The sequence below is a fragment of the Bradyrhizobium sp. USDA 4506 genome (genome assembly GCF_054058795.1).
This window is the reverse complement of sequence record NZ_JBSSBM010000002.1, coordinates 7,696,881-7,716,268: the sequence shown is the minus strand read 5'-3', so window position 1 is coordinate 7,716,268 and position 19,388 is coordinate 7,696,881. Positions and strand designations below refer to the sequence as shown.

15 protein-coding genes are annotated in these 19,388 nt (G+C 63.6%); 11 read left to right on the top strand and 4 right to left on the bottom strand.

Annotated elements, in window-relative coordinates; translation table 11 throughout:
- Positions 1–79 precede the first annotated feature (79 nt).
- The 3 genes from ACVIHF_RS38375 to ACVIHF_RS38365 all read right to left on the bottom strand — a co-directional run bounded on the left by ACVIHF_RS38375 (position 80) and on the right by ACVIHF_RS38365 (position 5,192).
- Positions 80–1,267, bottom strand: coding sequence for an acetyl-CoA C-acyltransferase (locus tag ACVIHF_RS38375; protein WP_456793543.1), 1,188 nt, complete (start codon positions 1,265–1,267; stop codon positions 80–82).
- Positions 1,264–2,952 carry a dicarboxylate--CoA ligase PimA gene (pimA, locus tag ACVIHF_RS38370; RefSeq protein WP_456793542.1) on the bottom strand — a complete coding sequence of 563 codons (1,689 nt, stop codon included), beginning with the start codon at positions 2,950–2,952 and terminating at the stop codon, positions 1,264–1,266. Before pimA ends, ACVIHF_RS38375 begins: the two co-directional genes overlap by 4 nt.
- A gap of 143 nt (positions 2,953–3,095) precedes the next feature.
- The gene (locus ACVIHF_RS38365) at positions 3,096–5,192 is read right to left on the bottom strand and encodes a 3-hydroxyacyl-CoA dehydrogenase NAD-binding domain-containing protein (protein ID WP_456793541.1); all 2,097 of its coding nucleotides are present in this window, start codon (positions 5,190–5,192) and stop codon (positions 3,096–3,098) included.
- Between the two features lie 180 nt (positions 5,193–5,372).
- Between ACVIHF_RS38365 and ACVIHF_RS38360 the strand changes: the two genes are divergently transcribed.
- The 11 genes from ACVIHF_RS38360 (at position 5,373) to ACVIHF_RS38310 (ending at position 18,030) form a co-directional block, all read left to right on the top strand.
- Positions 5,373–6,239 (top strand): IclR family transcriptional regulator, encoded by an 867-nt coding sequence (locus ACVIHF_RS38360; RefSeq protein ID WP_018269093.1) that lies wholly within the window; start codon positions 5,373–5,375, stop codon positions 6,237–6,239.
- Positions 6,240–6,308: 69 nt separating this feature from the next.
- Complete coding sequence (locus ACVIHF_RS38355; RefSeq protein ID WP_456793540.1) at positions 6,309–7,106, top strand: ABC transporter ATP-binding protein; 798 nt, start codon at positions 6,309–6,311, stop codon at positions 7,104–7,106.
- The gene (locus tag ACVIHF_RS38350) at positions 7,103–7,816 is read left to right on the top strand and encodes an ABC transporter ATP-binding protein (RefSeq protein WP_456793539.1); all 714 of its coding nucleotides are present in this window, start codon (positions 7,103–7,105) and stop codon (positions 7,814–7,816) included. The genes ACVIHF_RS38355 and ACVIHF_RS38350 overlap by 4 nt, the downstream gene beginning before the upstream one ends.
- Before the next feature lie 13 nt (positions 7,817–7,829).
- On the top strand, positions 7,830–8,708 hold the full coding sequence (locus ACVIHF_RS38345; protein ID WP_028339071.1) for a branched-chain amino acid ABC transporter permease: 879 nt from the start codon (positions 7,830–7,832) through the stop codon (positions 8,706–8,708).
- 2 nt (positions 8,709–8,710) lie between these two features.
- On the top strand, positions 8,711–9,733 hold the full coding sequence (locus tag ACVIHF_RS38340; protein ID WP_092085378.1) for a branched-chain amino acid ABC transporter permease: 1,023 nt from the start codon (positions 8,711–8,713) through the stop codon (positions 9,731–9,733).
- A 29-nt stretch (positions 9,734–9,762) separates the two neighbouring features.
- Positions 9,763–10,992, top strand: coding sequence for an ABC transporter substrate-binding protein (locus ACVIHF_RS38335; protein ID WP_283065299.1), 1,230 nt, complete (start codon positions 9,763–9,765; stop codon positions 10,990–10,992).
- A gap of 118 nt (positions 10,993–11,110) precedes the next feature.
- Positions 11,111–12,337, top strand: coding sequence for an ABC transporter substrate-binding protein (locus ACVIHF_RS38330; RefSeq protein WP_310880858.1), 1,227 nt, complete (start codon positions 11,111–11,113; stop codon positions 12,335–12,337).
- A 280-nt stretch (positions 12,338–12,617) separates the two neighbouring features.
- A complete protein-coding gene (locus ACVIHF_RS38325) occupies positions 12,618–13,844 on the top strand; it encodes an ABC transporter substrate-binding protein (RefSeq protein WP_076832477.1) in 1,227 nt (408 codons plus the stop codon).
- A 155-nt stretch (positions 13,845–13,999) separates the two neighbouring features.
- The gene (locus tag ACVIHF_RS38320; RefSeq protein WP_057016010.1) at positions 14,000–15,226 is read left to right on the top strand and encodes an ABC transporter substrate-binding protein; all 1,227 of its coding nucleotides are present in this window, start codon (positions 14,000–14,002) and stop codon (positions 15,224–15,226) included.
- A 265-nt stretch (positions 15,227–15,491) separates the two neighbouring features.
- On the top strand, positions 15,492–16,724 hold the full coding sequence (locus ACVIHF_RS38315; protein WP_456793538.1) for an ABC transporter substrate-binding protein: 1,233 nt from the start codon (positions 15,492–15,494) through the stop codon (positions 16,722–16,724).
- A gap of 22 nt (positions 16,725–16,746) precedes the next feature.
- On the top strand, positions 16,747–18,030 hold the full coding sequence (locus ACVIHF_RS38310) for a glycerate kinase type-2 family protein (protein WP_253604882.1): 1,284 nt from the start codon (positions 16,747–16,749) through the stop codon (positions 18,028–18,030).
- Here ACVIHF_RS38310 and ACVIHF_RS38305 read toward each other — a convergent pair.
- Positions 18,027–19,256, bottom strand: a complete 1,230-nt coding sequence (locus ACVIHF_RS38305) for a GNAT family N-acetyltransferase (protein ID WP_456781782.1) — start codon at positions 19,254–19,256, stop codon at positions 18,027–18,029. The two genes, ACVIHF_RS38310 and ACVIHF_RS38305, sit on opposite strands and share 4 nt — an antisense overlap.
- Positions 19,257–19,388: the final 132 nt, after the last annotated feature.

Genomic DNA, 19,388 nt, shown 5'->3' with positions numbered 1-19,388 from the left:
TTGCGAAGGCGACTACCGTCCGTGCCCCTTACCCCGGCCGCGGGGTATGGGTCCTGGCTTTCGCCAGGACGACGGCGAATTACTGCAACACCTCGAACAAACCCGCCGCGCCCATGCCGCCACCGACGCACATGGTGACGACGGCGTATTTGGCCTTGCGGCGGCGGCCCTCGATCAGCGCGTGGCCGGTGAGCCGCGCACCCGACATGCCATAGGGATGGCCGACCGAAATCGCGCCGCCATTGACGTTGATCTTCTCCGGATCGATGCCGAGCTTGTCGCGGCAATAGAGCACCTGCACCGCAAAGGCCTCGTTGAGCTCCCAGAGATCGATGTCGTCGACCTTGAGGCCGTGGCGCTTCAGCAGCCGCGGCACCGCGAAAACCGGACCGATGCCCATCTCGTCCGGCTCGCAGCCGGCGGAGACGAAGCCGCGGAAGATGCCGAGCGGCTTCAGCCCGCGCCTGGCGGCCTCCTTGTCGCTCATGATCACGGAGGCGCTGGCGCCGTCCGAGAGCTGGCTGGCATTGCCGGCGGTGATGGTGAAGCCCTCTCCGCGCACCGGCTTGAGGCTGGCAAGCCCTTCGGCCGTGGTCTCCGGCCGCGGACCTTCGTCCTGCGACAGCGTCACCTCCTTCATCGTGACGGCACCGGTCGCCTTGTCGGTGACCGCCATCATGGTGGTGATCGGCGCGAGCTCTTCCTTGAACTTGCCGCCCTGCTGCGCGGCCGCGGTGCGGCGCTGGCTTTCGAGCCCATACTCGTCCTGCTTCTCGCGCGAGATGTTGTAGCGCTTGGCGACGATCTCGGCGGTGTCGATCATGGGCATGTAGACCTCGCCCTTGATCTTGAGCAGCGCCGGATCCTGGGCATGGAAGGAATTCATCTTGTCGTTCTGCACCAGCGAGATCGACTCGCCGCCGCCGCCGACCGCAATCTCGACGCCGTCGAAGATCACCGAGCGCGCGGCGAGCGCAATCGCCTGCAGGCCGGAGGCGCACTGACGGTCGATCGTGGTGCCGGCGACCGTCACCGGCAGCCCGGCACGGAGCAGCGCCTTGCGCGCAATGTTGCCGCCGGTCGCGCCCTGCTGCATCGCCGCGCCCATCACCACGTCCTCGATCTCCTTCGGATCGACCTTGGCGCGCGCCACCGCTTCGCCGATCGCGTGCCCGAGCAGGGTCGCGCCCTCGGTGACGTTGAGCGCGCCGCGATAGGCCTTGCCGATCGGTGTGCGGGCGGTGGAGACGATAACGGCGTCGGTCATGGGCGGAATCCTGATGCGGTCTGTTGTTGCGTGGATTGAGATGTCTTGGGCTGCTGCTGGCGCAATTCGTGACGCGACAACTTTCCAACCGGGGTGCGCGGCAGTTCGTCGACGAACTCGACGGCCGCCGGCAATTCATGCTTGCCCACCTTGCCGGTGAGGAACGCGCGCAGCTCGTCGATCGAGAACGCCGGCTGCCCGTCGCGCAGCTTGATGAAGGCCTTTGCCGCCTCGCCGCGGTAATCGTCGGGAATGCCGATCACGATCACCTCCTGCACGGCGGGATGGGTGTAGATCGCCTGCTCGATCATCTGCGGATAGACGTTGAAGCCGCCGGAGATGATCATGTCCTTCTTGCGGTCCACCAGATAGAAATAGCCGTCGGCGTCCATGTAGCCGATGTCGCCGGTGAGGAAGCGGTCGCCGACGAAGGCCTCGGCGGTCTCCGCCGGCCTGTTCCAGTAGCCCTTGGTGACGTTCGGGCCGCGGATACGGATTTCACCGACCTCGCCGACCGGCATCACCCTGGTGGAATCCTCCAGCGACACCACGTCCATCTCGATGCCGGGCAGCATCAGCCCGATCGAGCCCGGCTTCTCCGGTCCCTCCTTGGGATGGCCGGTGCCGGGCGAGCAGGTCTCGGTCATGCCCCAGCCGCTCTTCAGCTTCATGCCGACGCGGCGCTCGAAGATCTTCGCGACCTCGACCGGCAGCGGCGCGCCGCCGGAGCCGGCGACCACCAGCGAAGAGAGATCGCGCTTGTCGAGATCGGGCAGCGAGGCGATCGCGATCCACATCGTCGGCACGCCAGGAAACACCGTCGCGCGCTTGACCTCGATGTCGCGCATCACGGCCTCGACGTCGAAGCGCTGGTGCAGCGAGATCAGATGGCCGCGCCGGATCGCCGACAGCAGCACGACGGTCAGTGCGTAGATGTGAAACAGCGGCAGTACGCAGATCACGCGCTCGATCGCATTGCGTTCGAGCCGCCCGGGCTTGCCCCAGACGTCGTAGATCGACACCGCCGCGGTGAGATTGCCGTGGCTGAGCATTGCGCCCTTGGGCAGGCCCGTGGTGCCGCCGGTATATTGCAGCAGCGCGACGTCCTCGACGTCGACCGCCGGCCATTGCGACGGCCTGGTCGCGCCGTCGATGAACTGGCGGTGGGTGATGATCGCGGGATTGTCGGGCAGCGCGGTTTGCGGCGTGCCGACCTTGCCCCAATTGTCGTCCTCGCAGACGATCAGACGGTCGAGCAGACCCTTGGCGAGGAATTTCAGCGCGGTCGGCAACAGCGCCGACAAATTGCTGGTGACCAGCACCCGCGCGCCTGAATCGGACAGCTTGTGCGACAGCGCGATCTCGCCGTCGAGCGGCGACAGATGCACGACGCGGGCGCCGGCCTTGAGCGCGCCGAAGAAATTGATCGGATGGTCAGGCGAATTGCCGAGGAACAGCGCGACCGAGGCGCCCTTGCCGTAGCCGGCCCGCATGAAGGCCGCAGCGGCGGTCTCGACCAGGGCTTCCAGCTCGGCGTAGCTGATCGGCCGGTCGCGGAATTCGAGCACCGGGCGCGCGCCGAACTCCGCCGCGGCGCTCGAGAGCAGGTCCGGCAGCGTGCCGCGCGTGATCTCGTCGCTCCACTGCACGCCGTTGGGATAATATTGTTCGCCGGGATAGGTCATGAAAACCAGACTCTGGAAACTGTCATTCCGGGGCACGCGCAGCGTGAACCTAAGATGCGCAATTTGCGCATCGGGGAATCTCGAGATTCCGGGTCTGCGCCTTACGGCGCATCCCGGAATGACACGTGGTTACAGTCGGCCAATCACGCCGCCTTCGACGGCGCGGCGAGCGAGGCGAAGGTCTTGCCCTCGTCGGCGAGCTTCTTGAGCAGCGGTGCCGGCTCGAGCGAGGGATCGTTGGTCTCCTTGGCGTAGAAAGCCAGACGATCGGCGATGTGCTTGAGGCCGACGGTGTCGGCCCAGAACATCGGACCGCCGCGATAGATCGGCCAGCCATAGCCATAGAGCCAGACCACGTCGATATCCGACGGACGCGCCGCGATGCCCTCGGCGAGGATCTTCGCGCCTTCGTTGATCATCGGGTACATCATGCGCTCGAGGATCTCGTCGTCGCTGACGACGCGCTTCTTGCGGCCGAGGCGCGCCAGCGTCTCGTCGATCAGCTTCTCGACCTCCGGATCGGGCAGCGCCGCGCGCGAGCCCTGCTCGTACTTGTAGTAGCCCTTGCCGGTCTTCTGGCCGAAGCGGCCGGCTTCGCACAGCGCGTCGGCGATCTCCGACTTGATGCCGCGGTCCTTGCGCGAGCGCCAGCCGATATCGAGACCGGCGAGATCGCCCATCGCGAACGGGCCCATCGGCATGCCGAACTTGGTCACCACGGCGTCGACCTGCTGCGGCAGGGCGCCTTCGAACAACAGCTTCTCGGACTGCTTGCCGCGCTGCGCCAGCATGCGGTTGCCGACGAAGCCGTCGCAGACGCCGACCACTGCCGGCACCTTGGCGATCTTGCGGGCGACCGACACGGCGGTGACCAGCGCGTCCGGCGCGGTCTTGTCGGCGCGCACGATCTCGCACAGCTTCATGACGTTGGCCGGCGAGAAGAAGTGCATGCCCAGCACGTCCTGCGGACGCTTGGTCGACTTCGCGATCTCGTCGATGTTGAGATAGGAGGTGTTGGAGGCCAGCACCGCGCCCGGCTTGGCGTACTGGTCGAGCTTGCCGAACACTTCCTTCTTCACCGCCATGGTCTCGAACACCGCCTCGATCACGAGATCGGCGTCGCCGACGTTCTCGATGCCGACGACACCGTTGATCAGCGCCATGCGCTTGGCGGGCGCGTCCGCCGGGATGCCGCCGCGCGCGGCGGTCGCCTCGTAGTTCTTCTGCATGATGCCCATGCCGCGCTTGAGCTGCTCCTCGCCGGTCTCGATCAGGGTGACCGGGATGCCGGCATTGGCGAACGACATCGCGATGCCGCCGCCCATGGTGCCGGCGCCGAGGATGGCGACGCGCGCCACGTTGCGGCCCTTGGTGCCCTCGGGGACACCGGAGATCTTGGCGGCCTCGCGCTCGGCGAAGAAGGCGTAGCGCTGTGCCTTGGACTGGTCGCCGTTCATCAGCTTGAGGAAGCCCTCGCGCTCCTTCTTCAGGCCCTCGTCGAACGGCAGGTCGATCGCGGCGCCGACGGCGTCGGCAGCGGCGAACGGCGCCTCGAGGCCGCGCGACTTCTTGGTCAGCGCAGCGACCGCATTGGTGAAGATCGAACGATCGGCCTTGGCCGCGGCGAGCTTGCTGTCGTCGTCGCGCAGCTTGCGCAGCGGACGCTTCTCGGCGACCATCTTGCGCGCAAACGCCTCACCGCCCGAGGCCGGACCCTCGACGATCTCCTCGATCAGGCCGGCCTTCAGCGCCGCGTCCGCGCCGATCGGATCGCCGCCGACGATCATCTTGACCGCGAGCTCGGGACCGACCGCGCGCGGCAGGCGCTGGGTGCCGCCGGCGCCCGGCAGCAGGCCGAGCTTCACCTCGGGCAGACCGAGCCTGGCGTCCTTGGTGGCGACACGGTAGTGGCAGGCCAGCGCGACCTCGAGGCCGCCGCCGAGCGCGGTGCCGTGGATCGCGGCAACGATCGGCTTCGGCGAGCTCTCCATCAGGCTCAGCACTTCGGCGAGCCCGGGCGGCTTCGGCGGCTTGCCGAATTCGGTGATGTCGGCGCCGGCGATGAAGGTGCGGCCGGCGCAGGTCAGCACGATGCCCTGGACCTGCGCATCATCGATCGCACTCTTGATGCATTCGAAGATGCCGCCGCGCACCGCGGCGCTCAGCGCATTCACAGGCGGACTGTTAACCGTGACGACGGCAATATTGTCATGACGTTCGAGCTTGACGACTTCACTCACCGGGACTCTCCCTGGATGCTTGTTCTTGGACTTGTGTTGAGTAGCTGCACGACTTGCGTTGAGCCGCTACGATTAGACCAATTTCGCACTGCGAAATTTAATTCCACATCTTGACATGGAGGGTTATTTTGAAGCACGTGCCTTGTCAACGAGCATGACAAGGGCAGGGCAAGGATAGGGATGAAGCGCGCTAGCAAGAAAGCCGCGACCGATCGCAATTTCGTCGTCGCGCTTTCCCGCGGACTGGACGTCCTGCGCGCATTCCAACCCAATGACGGGCTGCTCGGCAACCAGGAGATTGCGGCCCGCACCAAGTTACCGAAGCCAACCATTTCCCGGCTGACCTACACGCTGACCAAGCTGGGATACCTTACACCTGTACCGAAGTTCGAGAAGTACCAGCTCGCGCCGTCGGCGATGGCACTCGGCTACGCCGCGCTCGCCAATCTCGGCGTTCGGCATTTGTCCGAGCCCTATCGAGAAGAAGTGATGCGCGCGACCGGCGGAGCGGTCGCCGTCGGCGGCCGCGACCGCCACAGCATGATTTATTTCGGCCAGAGCCGGAACGGCCTGGCGCTCGGCGTACAACTCGACGTCGGCTCGCGGGTGCCGATCGCAACCACCGCGATGGGGCGTGCTTATATTTGGGCATTGCCGCCCGACGAGCGCGCGGCTTTACTGCGTGAGTTGCGGGACCACTACGGCAGCCGCTGGGCCAAGATGCGCGACGGCATCGAGCGCTCCGGCGAGACGGTCGCGAAGCACGGCTTCACGATGTCCGCAGGCGACTGGCAGAACGACGTCGCCGCAGTCGGCGTTGCATTGAGATTGAACGACGGAACCGGTCCTTACGCCTTCAATTGCGGCGCGCCGGCATTCCGCTTCACGGAAGACAGATTGCTCAACGACATTGGACCTCGTCTTGTCGCGATGGTAAGGAACATCGAGCAGGCGCTCGGTGGAATGGCGCCGCAATCCAAAAAAGAAGAACGCAAAAAGACCAGAGTAGGAGGGAAAGTTGCACGTTTGGCCGAGGGGATCAGATAGCCTCCATCACGTCCAGCGAAACGCATCGCAGGGCCGCTCGCACCGCTCGAAGACGGCGGGCGAGACGAGATGACGCAGGCACAGCTCGCGCAGGGGAATGATCCCCTGCTCGCGGTTCGCGACGTCAGCGTCGTGTTCGGCGGCATCATCGCACTGAACGGCGTGTCGTTCGACATGCGCCATGGACAGATCCTCGGGCTGATCGGGCCGAACGGCGCCGGCAAGACGACGCTGTTCAATTGCCTGTCGCGGCTCTATCAGCCGTCGTCCGGCGACATCCTGATGGAAGGCAAGAGCATCCTGTCGCGCCCGCCGCACCGGATCGCCGAGATCGGCATCGGCCGCACCTTCCAGAACGTCGCGCTGTTCCCCAACCTGTCCGTGATCGACAATGTGCGCGTCGGTGCGCATGCTCGCACCTCGAGCGACATCGTCAGCGACTCGCTGCGCCTCGCCTGGGTCCGCCGCGGCGAGACCGACATGAACAAGAAGGTGCACGACATCCTCGGCTATCTCGATCTCGAGGACGTCGCCCACACCGTGGTCTCGGGACTTCCGTTCGGCACCCAGAAGCGCGTCGAACTGGCGCGCGCCCTGGCCGCGGACCCGAAGATCCTGCTGCTCGACGAGCCGGCCGGCGGCCTCAACCATGAGGAAGTCTATGTGCTCGGCGACCTGATCCGCAAAATCCGCGACGACCGCCACATCACCGTGCTGCTGGTCGAGCATCACATGGGTCTCGTGATGTCGATCGCCGACCACGTCGTCGCGCTCAATTTCGGCCGCAAGCTTGCCGAAGGCACGCCGGCCCAGGTCCAGGCCGACCCTGATGTCATCAAGGCCTATCTGGGGAGCAAGGACCAATGACCACGATGCTCAACGTCAAGGACCTGCGCGCCTATTACGGCCAGGTCCAAGCCCTGCACGGCATCACCTTTTCCCTCAACGAGGGCTCGCTGACCACGCTGCTCGGCGCCAACGGCGCCGGCAAGACCACCACACTGCGGGCGATCTGCAACATGGTGCGCTCCACCGGCGCGATCGAGTTCGAGGGCAAGCCGATCGGCACGCGCTCGACCGAGAACGTGGTCCGCCTCGGCATCGCCCATGTGCCGCAGGGCCGCGGCACCTTCACCAACATGACGGTGGAGGAAAACCTGCAGCTCGGCGCCATCAGCCGCCCGGACAAGAAGGCGATCGGCGCCGACATCGAGCGGATGTACGAGCATTTCCCGGTGCTGAAGCAGCGCTACACCCAGCAGGCAGGCACGCTGTCCGGCGGCGAGCAGCAGATGCTCGCGGTGGCGCGCGCGCTGATGCTGCGGCCACGCCTGATGCTGCTCGACGAGCCGTCGTTCGGCCTCGCGCCGCTGATCGTGCGCGACCTGTTCCGCATCCTCGGCAAGATCAATCGCGAGGAAAAGGTGACCATCCTGGTGGTCGAGCAGAATGCGCAGCTCGCGCTCGAGCTCGCCGACCAGGCCTACGTGATCGAAACCGGACGGATCGTGATGTCGGGCAATGCCAAGGACATCGCGAACAACGAAGACGTCCGCAAATCCTATCTCGGCTACTGAGGGAGCTGGCACAATGGAGCTTTTTGCCAACCAGGTCCTGGCCGGCATCGCCACCGGCGCGATCTATGCCTGCATGGCGCTCGCGGTGGTCATGATCTACCAGGCCATCGACCATCTGAATTTCGCCCAGGGCGAAATGGCGATGTTCTCGACCTTCGTCTCCTGGCAGCTGATGCAATGGGGCGTGCCATATTGGGGCGCCTTCGTGCTCACCGTCGCCTTTTCGTTCGCCGCCGGCATCGTCATCGAGCGGTTGCTGTTCAAGCCGCTGGCGAAGGCGCCGATCCTGACCAACGTCGCCGGCTTCATCGCGCTCTACGCGATCATCAACTCGGTCGCCGGCCTGATCTGGGACTTCACCATCAAGCAGTATCCGACGCCGTTCGGTTCCTCACCGTTCCTCGGCAGCCAGCTGATCTCGACCCATCAGGCCGGCATGATCGGCATCACGCTGTTGATGCTGCTCCTGCTGTTCTTCTTCTTCCGCTTCACCCGGGTCGGTCTTGCGATGCGCGCCGCCGCATCGCTGCCGGAATCGGCCCGGCTGGTCGGCATCAACACCTCGTGGATGATCGCGCTGGGCTGGGGCATGGCCGCCTCGATCGGCTCGATCGCCGGCATGATGATCGCACCTGTGGTGTTCCTCGAGCCTAACATGATGCTCGGCGTGCTGATCTATGGATTTGCCGCAGCCGTGCTCGGCGGCCTGTCGAGCCCGTTCGGCGCCGTCATGGGTGGCTTCCTGGTCGGCGTCTTCGAGAACCTCGTCGGCACCTACATCCCCGGCGTCGGCAATGAACTGAAACTTCCGATCGCGCTTGCGCTGATCATCGTCGTCCTGGTCGTGAAACCGGCAGGCCTGTTCGGCCGCGCCATCGTGAAGCGAGTTTGATCATGAGCGCCGCTGAAGAAGTCGAAGTCGTCACCGAAGGCCAGGCCGTCGAGGCAGTTCCCAAGCGCGCCATGACGCTGGGCTACGGCACCTCGCTCGTCGTGCTCGCCGCGCTGATCCTGATCCCGCTGTTCGTCAAGAACTTCATCATCTTCCAGATGACGATGCTTCTGATCTACGGCCTTGCGGTGCTGGCGCTCAACATCCTGACCGGCGGCTCCGGCCAGTTCTCGCTCGGCCAGAGCGCGTTCTACGCCGTCGGCGCCTACACCTCGGCGATCCTGATGGAGCATGCGGGCATGAACTATGCCCTCACGCTGCCGATCGCCGGCATCGTCTGCTTCGGCTTCGGCTTCCTGTTCGGCCAGCCGGCGCTGCGGCTTTCCGGCGTCTATCTGGCGCTCGCGACCTTTGCGCTCGCCACCGCGATGCCGCAGCTTCTGAAGCTGGGCTATTTCGAGCACTGGACCGGCGGCGTGCAGGGTCTCGTGGTCACCAAGCCGGATGCGCCGTTCGGCCTGCCGATGGGGCAGGACATGTGGCTGTATTACTTCACGCTGGTGGTCACGATCGCGATCTATATCGCTTCGGTGAACCTGCTGCGCTCGCGCTCCGGCCGCGCCTTCATGGCGATCCGCGACAACGAGATCGCGGCCTCCGCGATGGGCGTCGACGTCGCGCTGTACAAGACGCTGGCGTTCGGCGTCTCGGCCGGCATCACCGGCGTTGCCGGCGGTCTCGGCGCCATCGCGGTGCAGTTCGTGGCGCCCGACGGCTACACCATCCAGCTCGCGATCTCGCTGTTCCTCGGCATGGTGGTCGGCGGCGTCGGCTGGCTGCCCGGCTCGATCGTAGGCTCCGCCTTCATCATCTTCGTGCCCAACATCGCCGAGGGTATTTCGAAGGGCCTTTCGGGCGCGGTGTTCGGCGTGCTGCTGTTCCTCGTCATCTTCCTCGTGCCGCACGGCGCCAGGCAGGTCGCGATCGTTGCCCAGCAACTGGCCGCAAAGTTCAAGAAAAACTGACAGCCTATAGAAGCAAACCAGGAGATATTATGCTTTCTACCGTTCGGATCGCCGCGATTTCCGCGGCGATCGTCGCTGTTGCCGCGACGTCCACTGCCGCATTCGCCCAAAAGAAATACGACACCGGCGCAAGCGATACCGAGATCAAGGTCGGCAACATCATCCCCTATTCGGGACCAGCCTCCGCCTACGGCGTGATCGGCAAGACCGAAGAAGCCTACTTCAAGATGATCAACGATCGCGGCGGCATCAACGGCCGCAAGGTCAATTTCGTCAGCTATGACGACGCCTATTCGCCGCCGAAAGCCGTCGAACAGGTGCGCAAGCTGGTCGAGAGCGACGAGGTACTGCTCGTCTTCAACCCGCTCGGCACCCCGTCCAACACCGCGATCCAGAAATACCTGAATTCCAAGAAGATCCCGCAGCTGTTCGTCGCGACCGGCGCCACCAAGTGGAACGACCCGAAGAACTTCCCGTGGACCATGGGCTGGCAGCCGAGCTACCAGAGCGAAGCGCAGATCTACGCCAAGTGGCTGATGAAGGAGAAGCCCGACGCCAAGATCGCGATCCTCTATCAGAACGACGATTTCGGCAAAGACTACCTCAAGGGCACCAAGGACGGCTTTGGCGCCAAGGCGGCCTCCAGCATCATCATGGAGGAGAGCTATGAGATTTCGGAGCCGTCGATCGACGGCCACATCGTCAAGATCAAGGCCGCCAATCCCGACGTGCTGCTGATCTACACCACGCCGAAGTTCGGCGCGCAGACCATCAAGAAGACCGCCGAGCTCGGCTGGAAGCCGCTGCAGATCATCACCAACGTGTCGGCCTCGGTCGGCAGCGTGATGCAGCCGGCCGGCTTCGACAACGCGCAGGGCGTGCTGTCGGCGGCCTACGCCAAGGACGGTGCCGACGCACAGTGGAACAACGACCCCGGCATGAAGAAGTGGGCCGAGTTTCTCGACAAGTACATGCCGGGCGCCGACAAGACCGACGGCGGCTATGTGTACGGCTATGGCGCCGCACAGACGCTCGCCAAGGTGCTCGAAATGTGCGGCGACGATCTCACCCGCGCCAACGTCATGAAGCAGGCGGCGAGCCTGAAGGACTTTACGCCCGACACCCTGCTGCCCGGCGTCAAGATCAACACCTCGGCCACCGACTTCGCCCCGATCGCCCAGCTGCAGATGCAGCGTTTCAAGGGGCAGAAGTGGGAACTGTTCGGCGACATCATTTCCGGCGACGTCCCCTCCGAGTGACGTTGCACTGCGGGAATAAAACAACAGCCTCCGCGATATCCGTCGCGGGGGCTTTTTGTTGACGCCCCGCGCCGATGGTATTGAATACTCCAAACAAAGAACCCGAGGTGGGGAAACCATGACTGCCGCACGTCCGTCCCTGACGGCGCTGTTGTCCGCATTCGCTCTGATCCTGACGAGCTGCAATGTCGCGCAGGCGCAGAAGAAATACGACACCGGGGCCAGCGACACCGAGATCAAGATCGGCAACACCATGCCCTACAGCGGCCCCGCCTCGGCCTATGGGGTGATCGGCAAGACCGAGGCCGCCTACTTCAGGATGATCAACGATGCCGGCGGTATCCACGGCCGCAAGATCAAGTTCATCTCCTACGATGACGGCTACTCGCCGCCCAAGACGGTGGAGCAGGCGCGCAAGCTGGTCGAGAACGACGAAGTGCTGCTGCTGTTCGGCTCGGTCGGGACCGCGACCAATGCGGCGATCCGGAAATACATGAACGAGAAGCAGGTGCCGCAGCTGTTCATCGCCTCCGGCGCCTCGAAGTGGAACGACCCGAAAGATTATCCGTGGACCATGGGCTGGCAGCCGTCCTACCAGGACGAGGCGCGGGTCTACGCAAAATACATCATGAAGCACAAGCCCGACGCCAAGGTCGCCGTGCTCTACCAGAACGACGATTTCGGCAAGGACTACCTCAAGGGCTTGAAGGACGCCTTCGGCGACAAGGCATCGATGATCGTCGCCGAGGAGGCCTACGAGACATCCGAGCCCACGATCGACAGTCACCTCGTCAAGCTGAAGGCCACCGGTGCCGACACCTTCGTCAGCATCACGACGCCGAAATTCGCGGCACAGGCGATCAAGAAGGCCGCCGAGATCGCGTGGACGCCGTTGCAGATCGTCGCCAACGTCTCGGCCTCGGTCGGCGGGGTGATGCAGCCGGCGGGCTTCGAGAATTCGCAGGGTATCCTGTCGGCATCCTATCTCAAGGACGGCGCCGATCCGCAGTGGGACAAGGATTCCGGCATGGAGAAATTCCTCGCCTTCCTCAAGAAGAATTATCCCGACGCCAACAAGCTCGACGGCGCCACCTCGTTCGGCTACGCCGCCGCACAGACCATGGTGCAGGTGCTGGAGATGTGCGGTGACGACCTCACCCGCGCCAATGTCATGAAGCAGGCCGCAAGCCTGAAGGATTTCGTCCCCGGCACGCTGCTGCCGGGCATCAGCATCAACACCTCGGCCACCGATTTCGCACCGATCAAGCAACTGCGCCTGATGCGGTTCAAAGGCGAAAAGTGGGAGCTGTTCGGGGACATCATTTCGAGCAATCTGAGCAACTGATCGTCACGTCGGTCTGTTCGATCCGCTCGCTCAACTCAACGGCGTCGCTTTACTCGACCGCAATCTCCGCGGTTGGCTCCACGCACACGCGAACGCGTTGGCGGATTTTTGAGCAGCGGCCCGCCTTGAGGGTGGTCGACTAAAGACGCAGCCCCTGCGGCAATGCCGCAGGGGCTTTTCATTGAGACACCCCAGGTAAGATGATAGTTTTTACGACCAATAATGAGCCCTCGAAACAGGGGGCCGCGACACATCATCGGCAATCAGGGAGAGAAACGGCATGTCTGCGATACGACAATTGACGGCATTTGCTGCTGCGCTTGCGCTCGTCGCCGCATCCGGCAGCGCTGCGCTTGCCCAGAAGAAATACGACACCGGCGCCTCCGACACCGAGATCAAGATCGGCAACATCATGCCCTATAGCGGAGCGGCCTCAGCCTATGGCGTGATCGGCAAGACCGAGGAGGCCTATTTCCGCAAGATCAACGCCGAGGGCGGCATCAACGGCCGCAAGATCACCTTCATCAGCTACGACGACGCCTACACTCCGCCGAAGACGGTCGAGCAGGCGCGCAAGCTGGTCGAGAGCGACGAGGTACTGCTGATCTTCAATTCGCTCGGCACGCCGCCGAATTCGGCAATCCAGAAATACATGAACCAGAAGAAGGTGCCGCAGCTGTTCGTCGCCACCGGCGCCACCAAGTGGAACGACCCGCAGAATTTCCCCTGGACGATGGGCTGGCAGCCCAACTACCAGAGCGAGTCCATCATCTATGCGAAGTACATCCTGAAGAACAAGCCGGATGCCAAAATCGCGGTGCTCTACCAGAACGACGACTACGGCAAGGACTATCTGAAGGGATTCAAGGACGGGCTCGGCGCCAAGGCCGCGTCGATGATCGTCGCCGAGGACAGCTATGAGGTGACGGAGCCGACCATCGACTCCCACATCGTCAGGCTCAAGGCCTCCGGCGCCGACGTATTCTTCAACATCACGACGCCGAAGTTCGCCGCGCAGGCGATCAAGAAGAATGCCGAGCTCGGCTGGAAGCCGCTACACTTCCTCAACAACGTCTCCGGATCGATCGGCAGCGTGATCAAGCCCGCGGGCTTCGAGAACGCCCAGGACATCGTCTCGTCGCAATATTTCAAGGATCCGACCGACGCGCAGTGGAAGACCGACAAGGCGATGATCGCCTGGAACGAATTCCTCGATAAGTACTATCCGGAAGCGAACCGGGCCGATGCCTCGGTGATGTACGCCTATATCGTCTCGCAGGGCCTGGTCCACGTGCTCAAGGCCTGCGGCGACAATCTGACCCGCGAGAACATCATGAAGCAGGCGGCCAGCATTCGCGATTACGAGCCCGGCGGCCTGCTGCCCGGCGTCAAGGTCAACACCTCGGCGACCGATTTCGCGCCGCTTTCGCAACTGCAATTGATCCGCTTCAAGGGCGAGACCTGGGAGCGCTTTGGCGAAGTCTTGAGCGCCGACGTCGGCGGTTAGGCCGGGAAGGTCGACCAAAGATACCGCCCCTGCGGCGTTTGCCGCAGGGGCTTCTCATTGAGACGAACCGCCTAAAATGATAATCACTGCAGCCAAACAAAGAGCTCTCCAAGCAAGAGGGCCGAGACACATGACAAACAGGGAGAGAGACATAGATGTCCGCTACCAAAAAACTTGCGGTCCTCGGGGCCGCGCTCGCGCTCGTCGCGACATCCGGCAGCGCTGCGCTTGCCCAGAAGAAATACGACACCGGCGCCAGCGATACCGAGATCAAGATCGGCAACATCATGCCCTACAGCGGCCCGGCGTCCGCCTATGGCGTCATCGGCCGCACCGAGGCCGCCTATTTCAAGAAGGTCAACGACGCCGGCGGCATCAATGGCCGCAAGATCAACTTCATCTCCTACGATGACGCCTACTCGCCGCCGAAGGCCGTGGAACAGGCCCGCAAGCTGGTCGAGAGCGACGAGGTGCTGCTGATCTTCAACTCGCTCGGCACGCCGTCGAACTCGGCGATCCAGAAATACATGAACTCCAAGAAGGTGCCGCAGCTGTTCGTCGCCACCGGCGCCACCAAGTGGAACGACCCGAAGGACTTTCCCTGGACGATGGGCTGGCAGCCCAACTACCAGAGCGAGACCCAGATCTACGCAAAATACATCCTGAAGAACATGCCGAACGCCAAGATCGCGGTGCTCTACCAGAATGACGATTACGGCAAGGACTATCTGAAGGGCCTGAAGGACGGGCTTGGCCAGAAGGCCGCCAGCATGATCGTCGCGGAAGAAAGCTTCGAGACGTCCCAGCCGACCATCGACAGCAACATCGTCAAGCTGAAGGCGAGCAACGCCGACGTCTTCATCGACATCGCGACGCCGAAATTCGCGGCCCAGGCGATCAAGAAGGTCGCCGAGATCGGCTGGAAGCCGACCCACTTCCTCAACAACGTGTCGGCCTCGGTCGGCAGCGTGATCAAACCGGCCGGCTTCGAGAACGCACAGGATATCATCTCCGCCGCCTACCTGAAGGACGCTTCCGACAAGCAATGGGACAATGACCCGGGCATGAAGGAGTTCTACGCCTTCATGGCCAAGGACTTCCCCGAAGGCGACAAGCTCGACGGCGGCACCGTGGTCGGCTTCGGCGTGGCGCAGACGCTGGTCCAGGTGCTGAAGCAGTGCGGCGACAACCTCACCCGCGAGAACATCATGAAGCAGGCCGCAAGCCTGAAGGACTTCCGCACCGAGGTGCTGCTGCCTGGCGTCAAGATCAACACCGCGGCGAACGATTTCGCGCCGATCAGCCAGCTGCAGCTGATGAAGTTCAAGGGCGAGAAATGGGAACTGTTCGGCGAGGTCATCAGCGCCGACGTCGGCGGCTGATTTCCCGCCGCCCCTCGACCGGGAAAGGCCCCCTGCGATACCCTCGCAGGGGGCTTTTTGTTGGCGCATTTCCGGGCGAAGCGGGTACCGATTCGCGCGAAGAAAACGCGTCGGAAACCGGAATTTAAAGCCATGGCCTGCTCGCACGCCGGCCCGGGCAATGCCCGCTTACACTTTGCCCGGCAATACGCTAGGTAAACCGGCAAGACACCCGACAAGAAACCGACGCCCTTGCGCGGCGGCAACAACAAGGAGATTTCGGGAAATGCCGATGCCGATCCGACACCGTGTCGCAACCGCCCTGCTCGGCCTCGCCGTCGCCGCCGCGACCGGCAATGCCGCGTGGGCGCAGAAGAAATACGACACCGGTGCGAGCGACACCGAGATCAAGATCGGCAACATCGTGCCCTATAGCGGCCCGGCGTCGGCCTATGGCGTGGTCGGCAAGGCGATGGCCGCGGTGTTCAAGAAGGTCAACGACGACGGCGGCATCAACGGACGCAAGATCACTTTCGTCTCCTATGACGACGCCTACTCGCCGCCGAAGGCCGTCGAGCAGGCCCGCAAGCTGGTCGAGAGCGACGAGGTGTTGTTCCTGTTCGGCACGCTCGGCACCGCCTCCAACACCGCGATCCAGAAATATCTCAACGCCAAGAAGGTGCCGCAGCTGTTCGTCGCCACCGGCGCGACCAAGTGGAACGATCCGAAGGCCTTCCCATGGACCATGGGCTGGCTGCCCAGCTATCAGAGCGAGTCGCGAATCTACGCGAAATATCTGCTTAAGGAGAAGCCCGCCACCAAGGTCGCGGTGCTCTACCAGAACGACGACATGGGCAAGGACTACCTCAAGGGCCTGGAAGACGGCTTCGCCAGCGATCCCGCGCGCGTCGTCGCCAAGGAGAGCTATGAAGTCGCCGAGCCGACGATCGATTCCCATGTGGTGCGGCTGAAATCCTCCAATCCCGACGTCATCGTCTTCTTCACCACGCCGAAATTCGGCGCCCAGGCGATCAAGAAGCTCGGCGAGATGAGCTGGAAGCCGGTGACCATCGTCTCCAACGTCTCGGCCTCCACCGCGACCGTGATGCGTCCGGCCGGCCTCGACAATGCGCAGGGCGTGATCTCGGCCGCCTACGCCAAGGACGCCAGCGATCCGCAATGGAAGGACGACGCCGGCATGAAGGCGTTCGACGAACTGCTCGCCAAATACATGCCTGACACCAACCGCGTCGATGCCTCCGCGATGACCGGCTACAACATGGCGACCACGATGGTCGAGGTGCTGCGCCGCTGCGGTGACGACCTCACCCGCGCCAATGTGATGAAGCAGGCGGCGAGCCTGAAGCAATTCGCGCAGGGCGGCCTGCTGCCCGGCGTGACGCTGTCGACCGGGCCTGCCGACTTCCAGCCGATCGAACAGCTCCAGCTGATGCAGTTCAAGGGCGAGCGCTGGCAATTGTTCGGCGACGTCATCAGCGGCGAAGTCGGCGGAAACTGACCGCGTTACATAAGGCACAACCATGACCGACCGTCGTTCTTTCCTGCGTTCGATCTTCGATGCCGCTGTGGCGGCTGCGCATCCCGATGTCGTGCTGGCGTCGCGGCTGCGGCCGGTGCCGAAGGGACGGGTGATCTGTCTCTGCGCAGGCAAGGGCGCCGCGGCGATGGCCGCGGCGGCCGAGCGGCATTATCTCGACGCGCTCGAGCTCGATCCGTCGCGGCTGGTCGGCATCGCCACCACCCGCCACGGCCATGGCGTGCCGACCCGCCGCATCAAGGTGGTCGAGGCCGGCCACCCGGTGCCCGACGAGGCCGGGCTCAAGGCGGCGGACGACACGCTGCAGCTCGCCGCGACCGCGACCCCGGACGATCTCCTGCTGGTGCTTTTGACCGGCGGCGGTTCGGCGAACTGGATCGCGCCGGTCGACGGCGTGAGCTTTACCCAGAAGCAGCAGGTCAACCGCGCACTGCTGCGCTCCGGCGCGCCGATCGGCGAGATGAACACCGTGCGCAAGCATCTCTCGCGCATCAAGGGCGGACGGCTGGCGCGCGCCGGCCAGCACGCGGCCGAGATCGTCACGCTGGCGATATCGGACGTGCCGCATGACGATCCCTCCGCGATCGCCTCCGGGCCGACGGTGCCGGATCCGACCACGCTGGCGGACGCCCGCGCACTGGTCGCCAAATACAATCTCTCGATCGACGACGCGGTCCGCCGCGCGCTCGACGATCCCGCGAACGAAAGCTGCAAGCCCGGCGATGCCGCCTTCGCGCGGGCGACATTCGAACTGCTGGCAAAGCCGAAGGCCTCGATCGACGCCGCGGTGAAGGTCGCGCGGGACGCCGGCTACGAGACCATCGCGCTCGGCGCCGATCTCGAAGGCGAGGCCCGCGAGATCGCGGCCGAGCATGCGCGGCTGGCGCTGAAGGCGCGCAGCGAAGGCAAGCGCGTTGCGATCATCTCCGGCGGCGAGCTGACGGTGACGGTGCGCGGCAATGGCCGCGGCGGCCCCAACCAGGAATACGCGCTGGCGCTGGCCGGCCTACTGAAGGATACACCCGACGTCTCGGCACTGGCCGCCGATACCGACGGCGCCGACGGTGGCGCTGGCAGCGCGACCGACCCGGCCGGCGCCGTGATCGACCAGGCGACATTCGCGAAGATGAAATCGATCGGCCTCGATCCGAAGGCCTATCTCGAGAACAACGATGCGACGGGGTTCTTCGCCCAGACCGGGGATTTGCTCCTGACCGGCCCGACGCTGACCAACGTCAATGACGTGCGGGTGATTTTGGTGGATTAGGCCGTATCCTCGACGGACCCAAGGCCAGTCTCGGGCTGCGCCCAAAGCTCCTGATAGTTACGAAACTTCGCAAGCGTCTCGTCATATCGCGTCGGCTCGAGCACCGGCAAAATGCGCTTCAACACTGAGTTGATCGGCGCGGAGGTGTGCCGAACGTATAAGTCGATCGGATCAAGCAAGTGCCTCAGGTGCAGCTTTGGATCATAGTTCAGCCCGCTGCTGCGAAACCATTTGTACCCGTTGGCGATTGCCCAGCTCACCATGTCGCGAAACACATAATGATAGAGGTGCAGGTCTAAGGCGACATCGTAGTCGAGACCTATGTACTCCGCATAGATCGCGTCACCATGTACCATGCATGCGGCAAACGCGACGATCCGCTCGTTCTGACGCCAGAGGAAGAAGCGGACCTTGTCCCCCATCCGCCGCCCCAAGTCGCAGAAGTATTGTTCCGTCAGCTTCTCGAAGTGCAGCTTCGAACGCTGATAGACTTGGAAATACAATGGATAGATCTGCGCGATCACCGGCGTCGCGTCGTTGACGACGTTCATCTCGACGGATGGAGAGGCCCGCGCTGTCGCCTCAAACTTCTTGCGGAGTTTCTTGCGGGTTGCGCTGTTGAGCGCATGATTCATATAGTCATCGAAATTGGCGTAATCGATGCAAAGCCTGGTCATGGGCAGGCTGGGGATGCGGGTGAAGCCGTGAGCGATCAGGCAGTCGAGGATTGGTCGGTATCGCGCCGGAAACTCCTTGAGCACGATCAGCCTCGCCCCGAGCCTGCGAGCATGTATTGCAATCGTAGAGGCCAGAAGTTCCGCGCAGCCTCGATGGCAGGCCTTGTCCCCGTCAAGATGACCTTCCCCCGCGACGCACCCCACCATGAGCGCACGGGCGCGCATCAAACCTGGCCACATCCGGCGAATGGCGTCGATGATTCCGCCAAACCGCGGGCTCGCACCGGCCAGCAAATCCAGGTCCATTAGGAAGAATGGCTGTACAGCACAAACCTGATCAACCGCATCTTTGATGAGGAAATACCGGTAATCGAACTCGGGATGAAGGGTATCCTCGACCAACTCATAGTATCGATGATCCTTGCGCTCGCTCGCGAAGGCGAACTGCCAGCGCGGACAACGCTCCAAATCGTTCCGCACGATGACTTGGAGACGCGGCGGACATTGCATCGGCACGCGTCTCGTGAGGTCGCCGATTTGGCTCGTCAAGTGCGCTGTTGCAGCTTCCGGCACGATCTCACGCTCGCCACGGATCCCGGCCCTAGGCAGCATTTATCACGGCGCCAAAACAAAGCAGCTAACATATCCGTCAGAAACTAACTCGTTAGTCATTTGCGATTT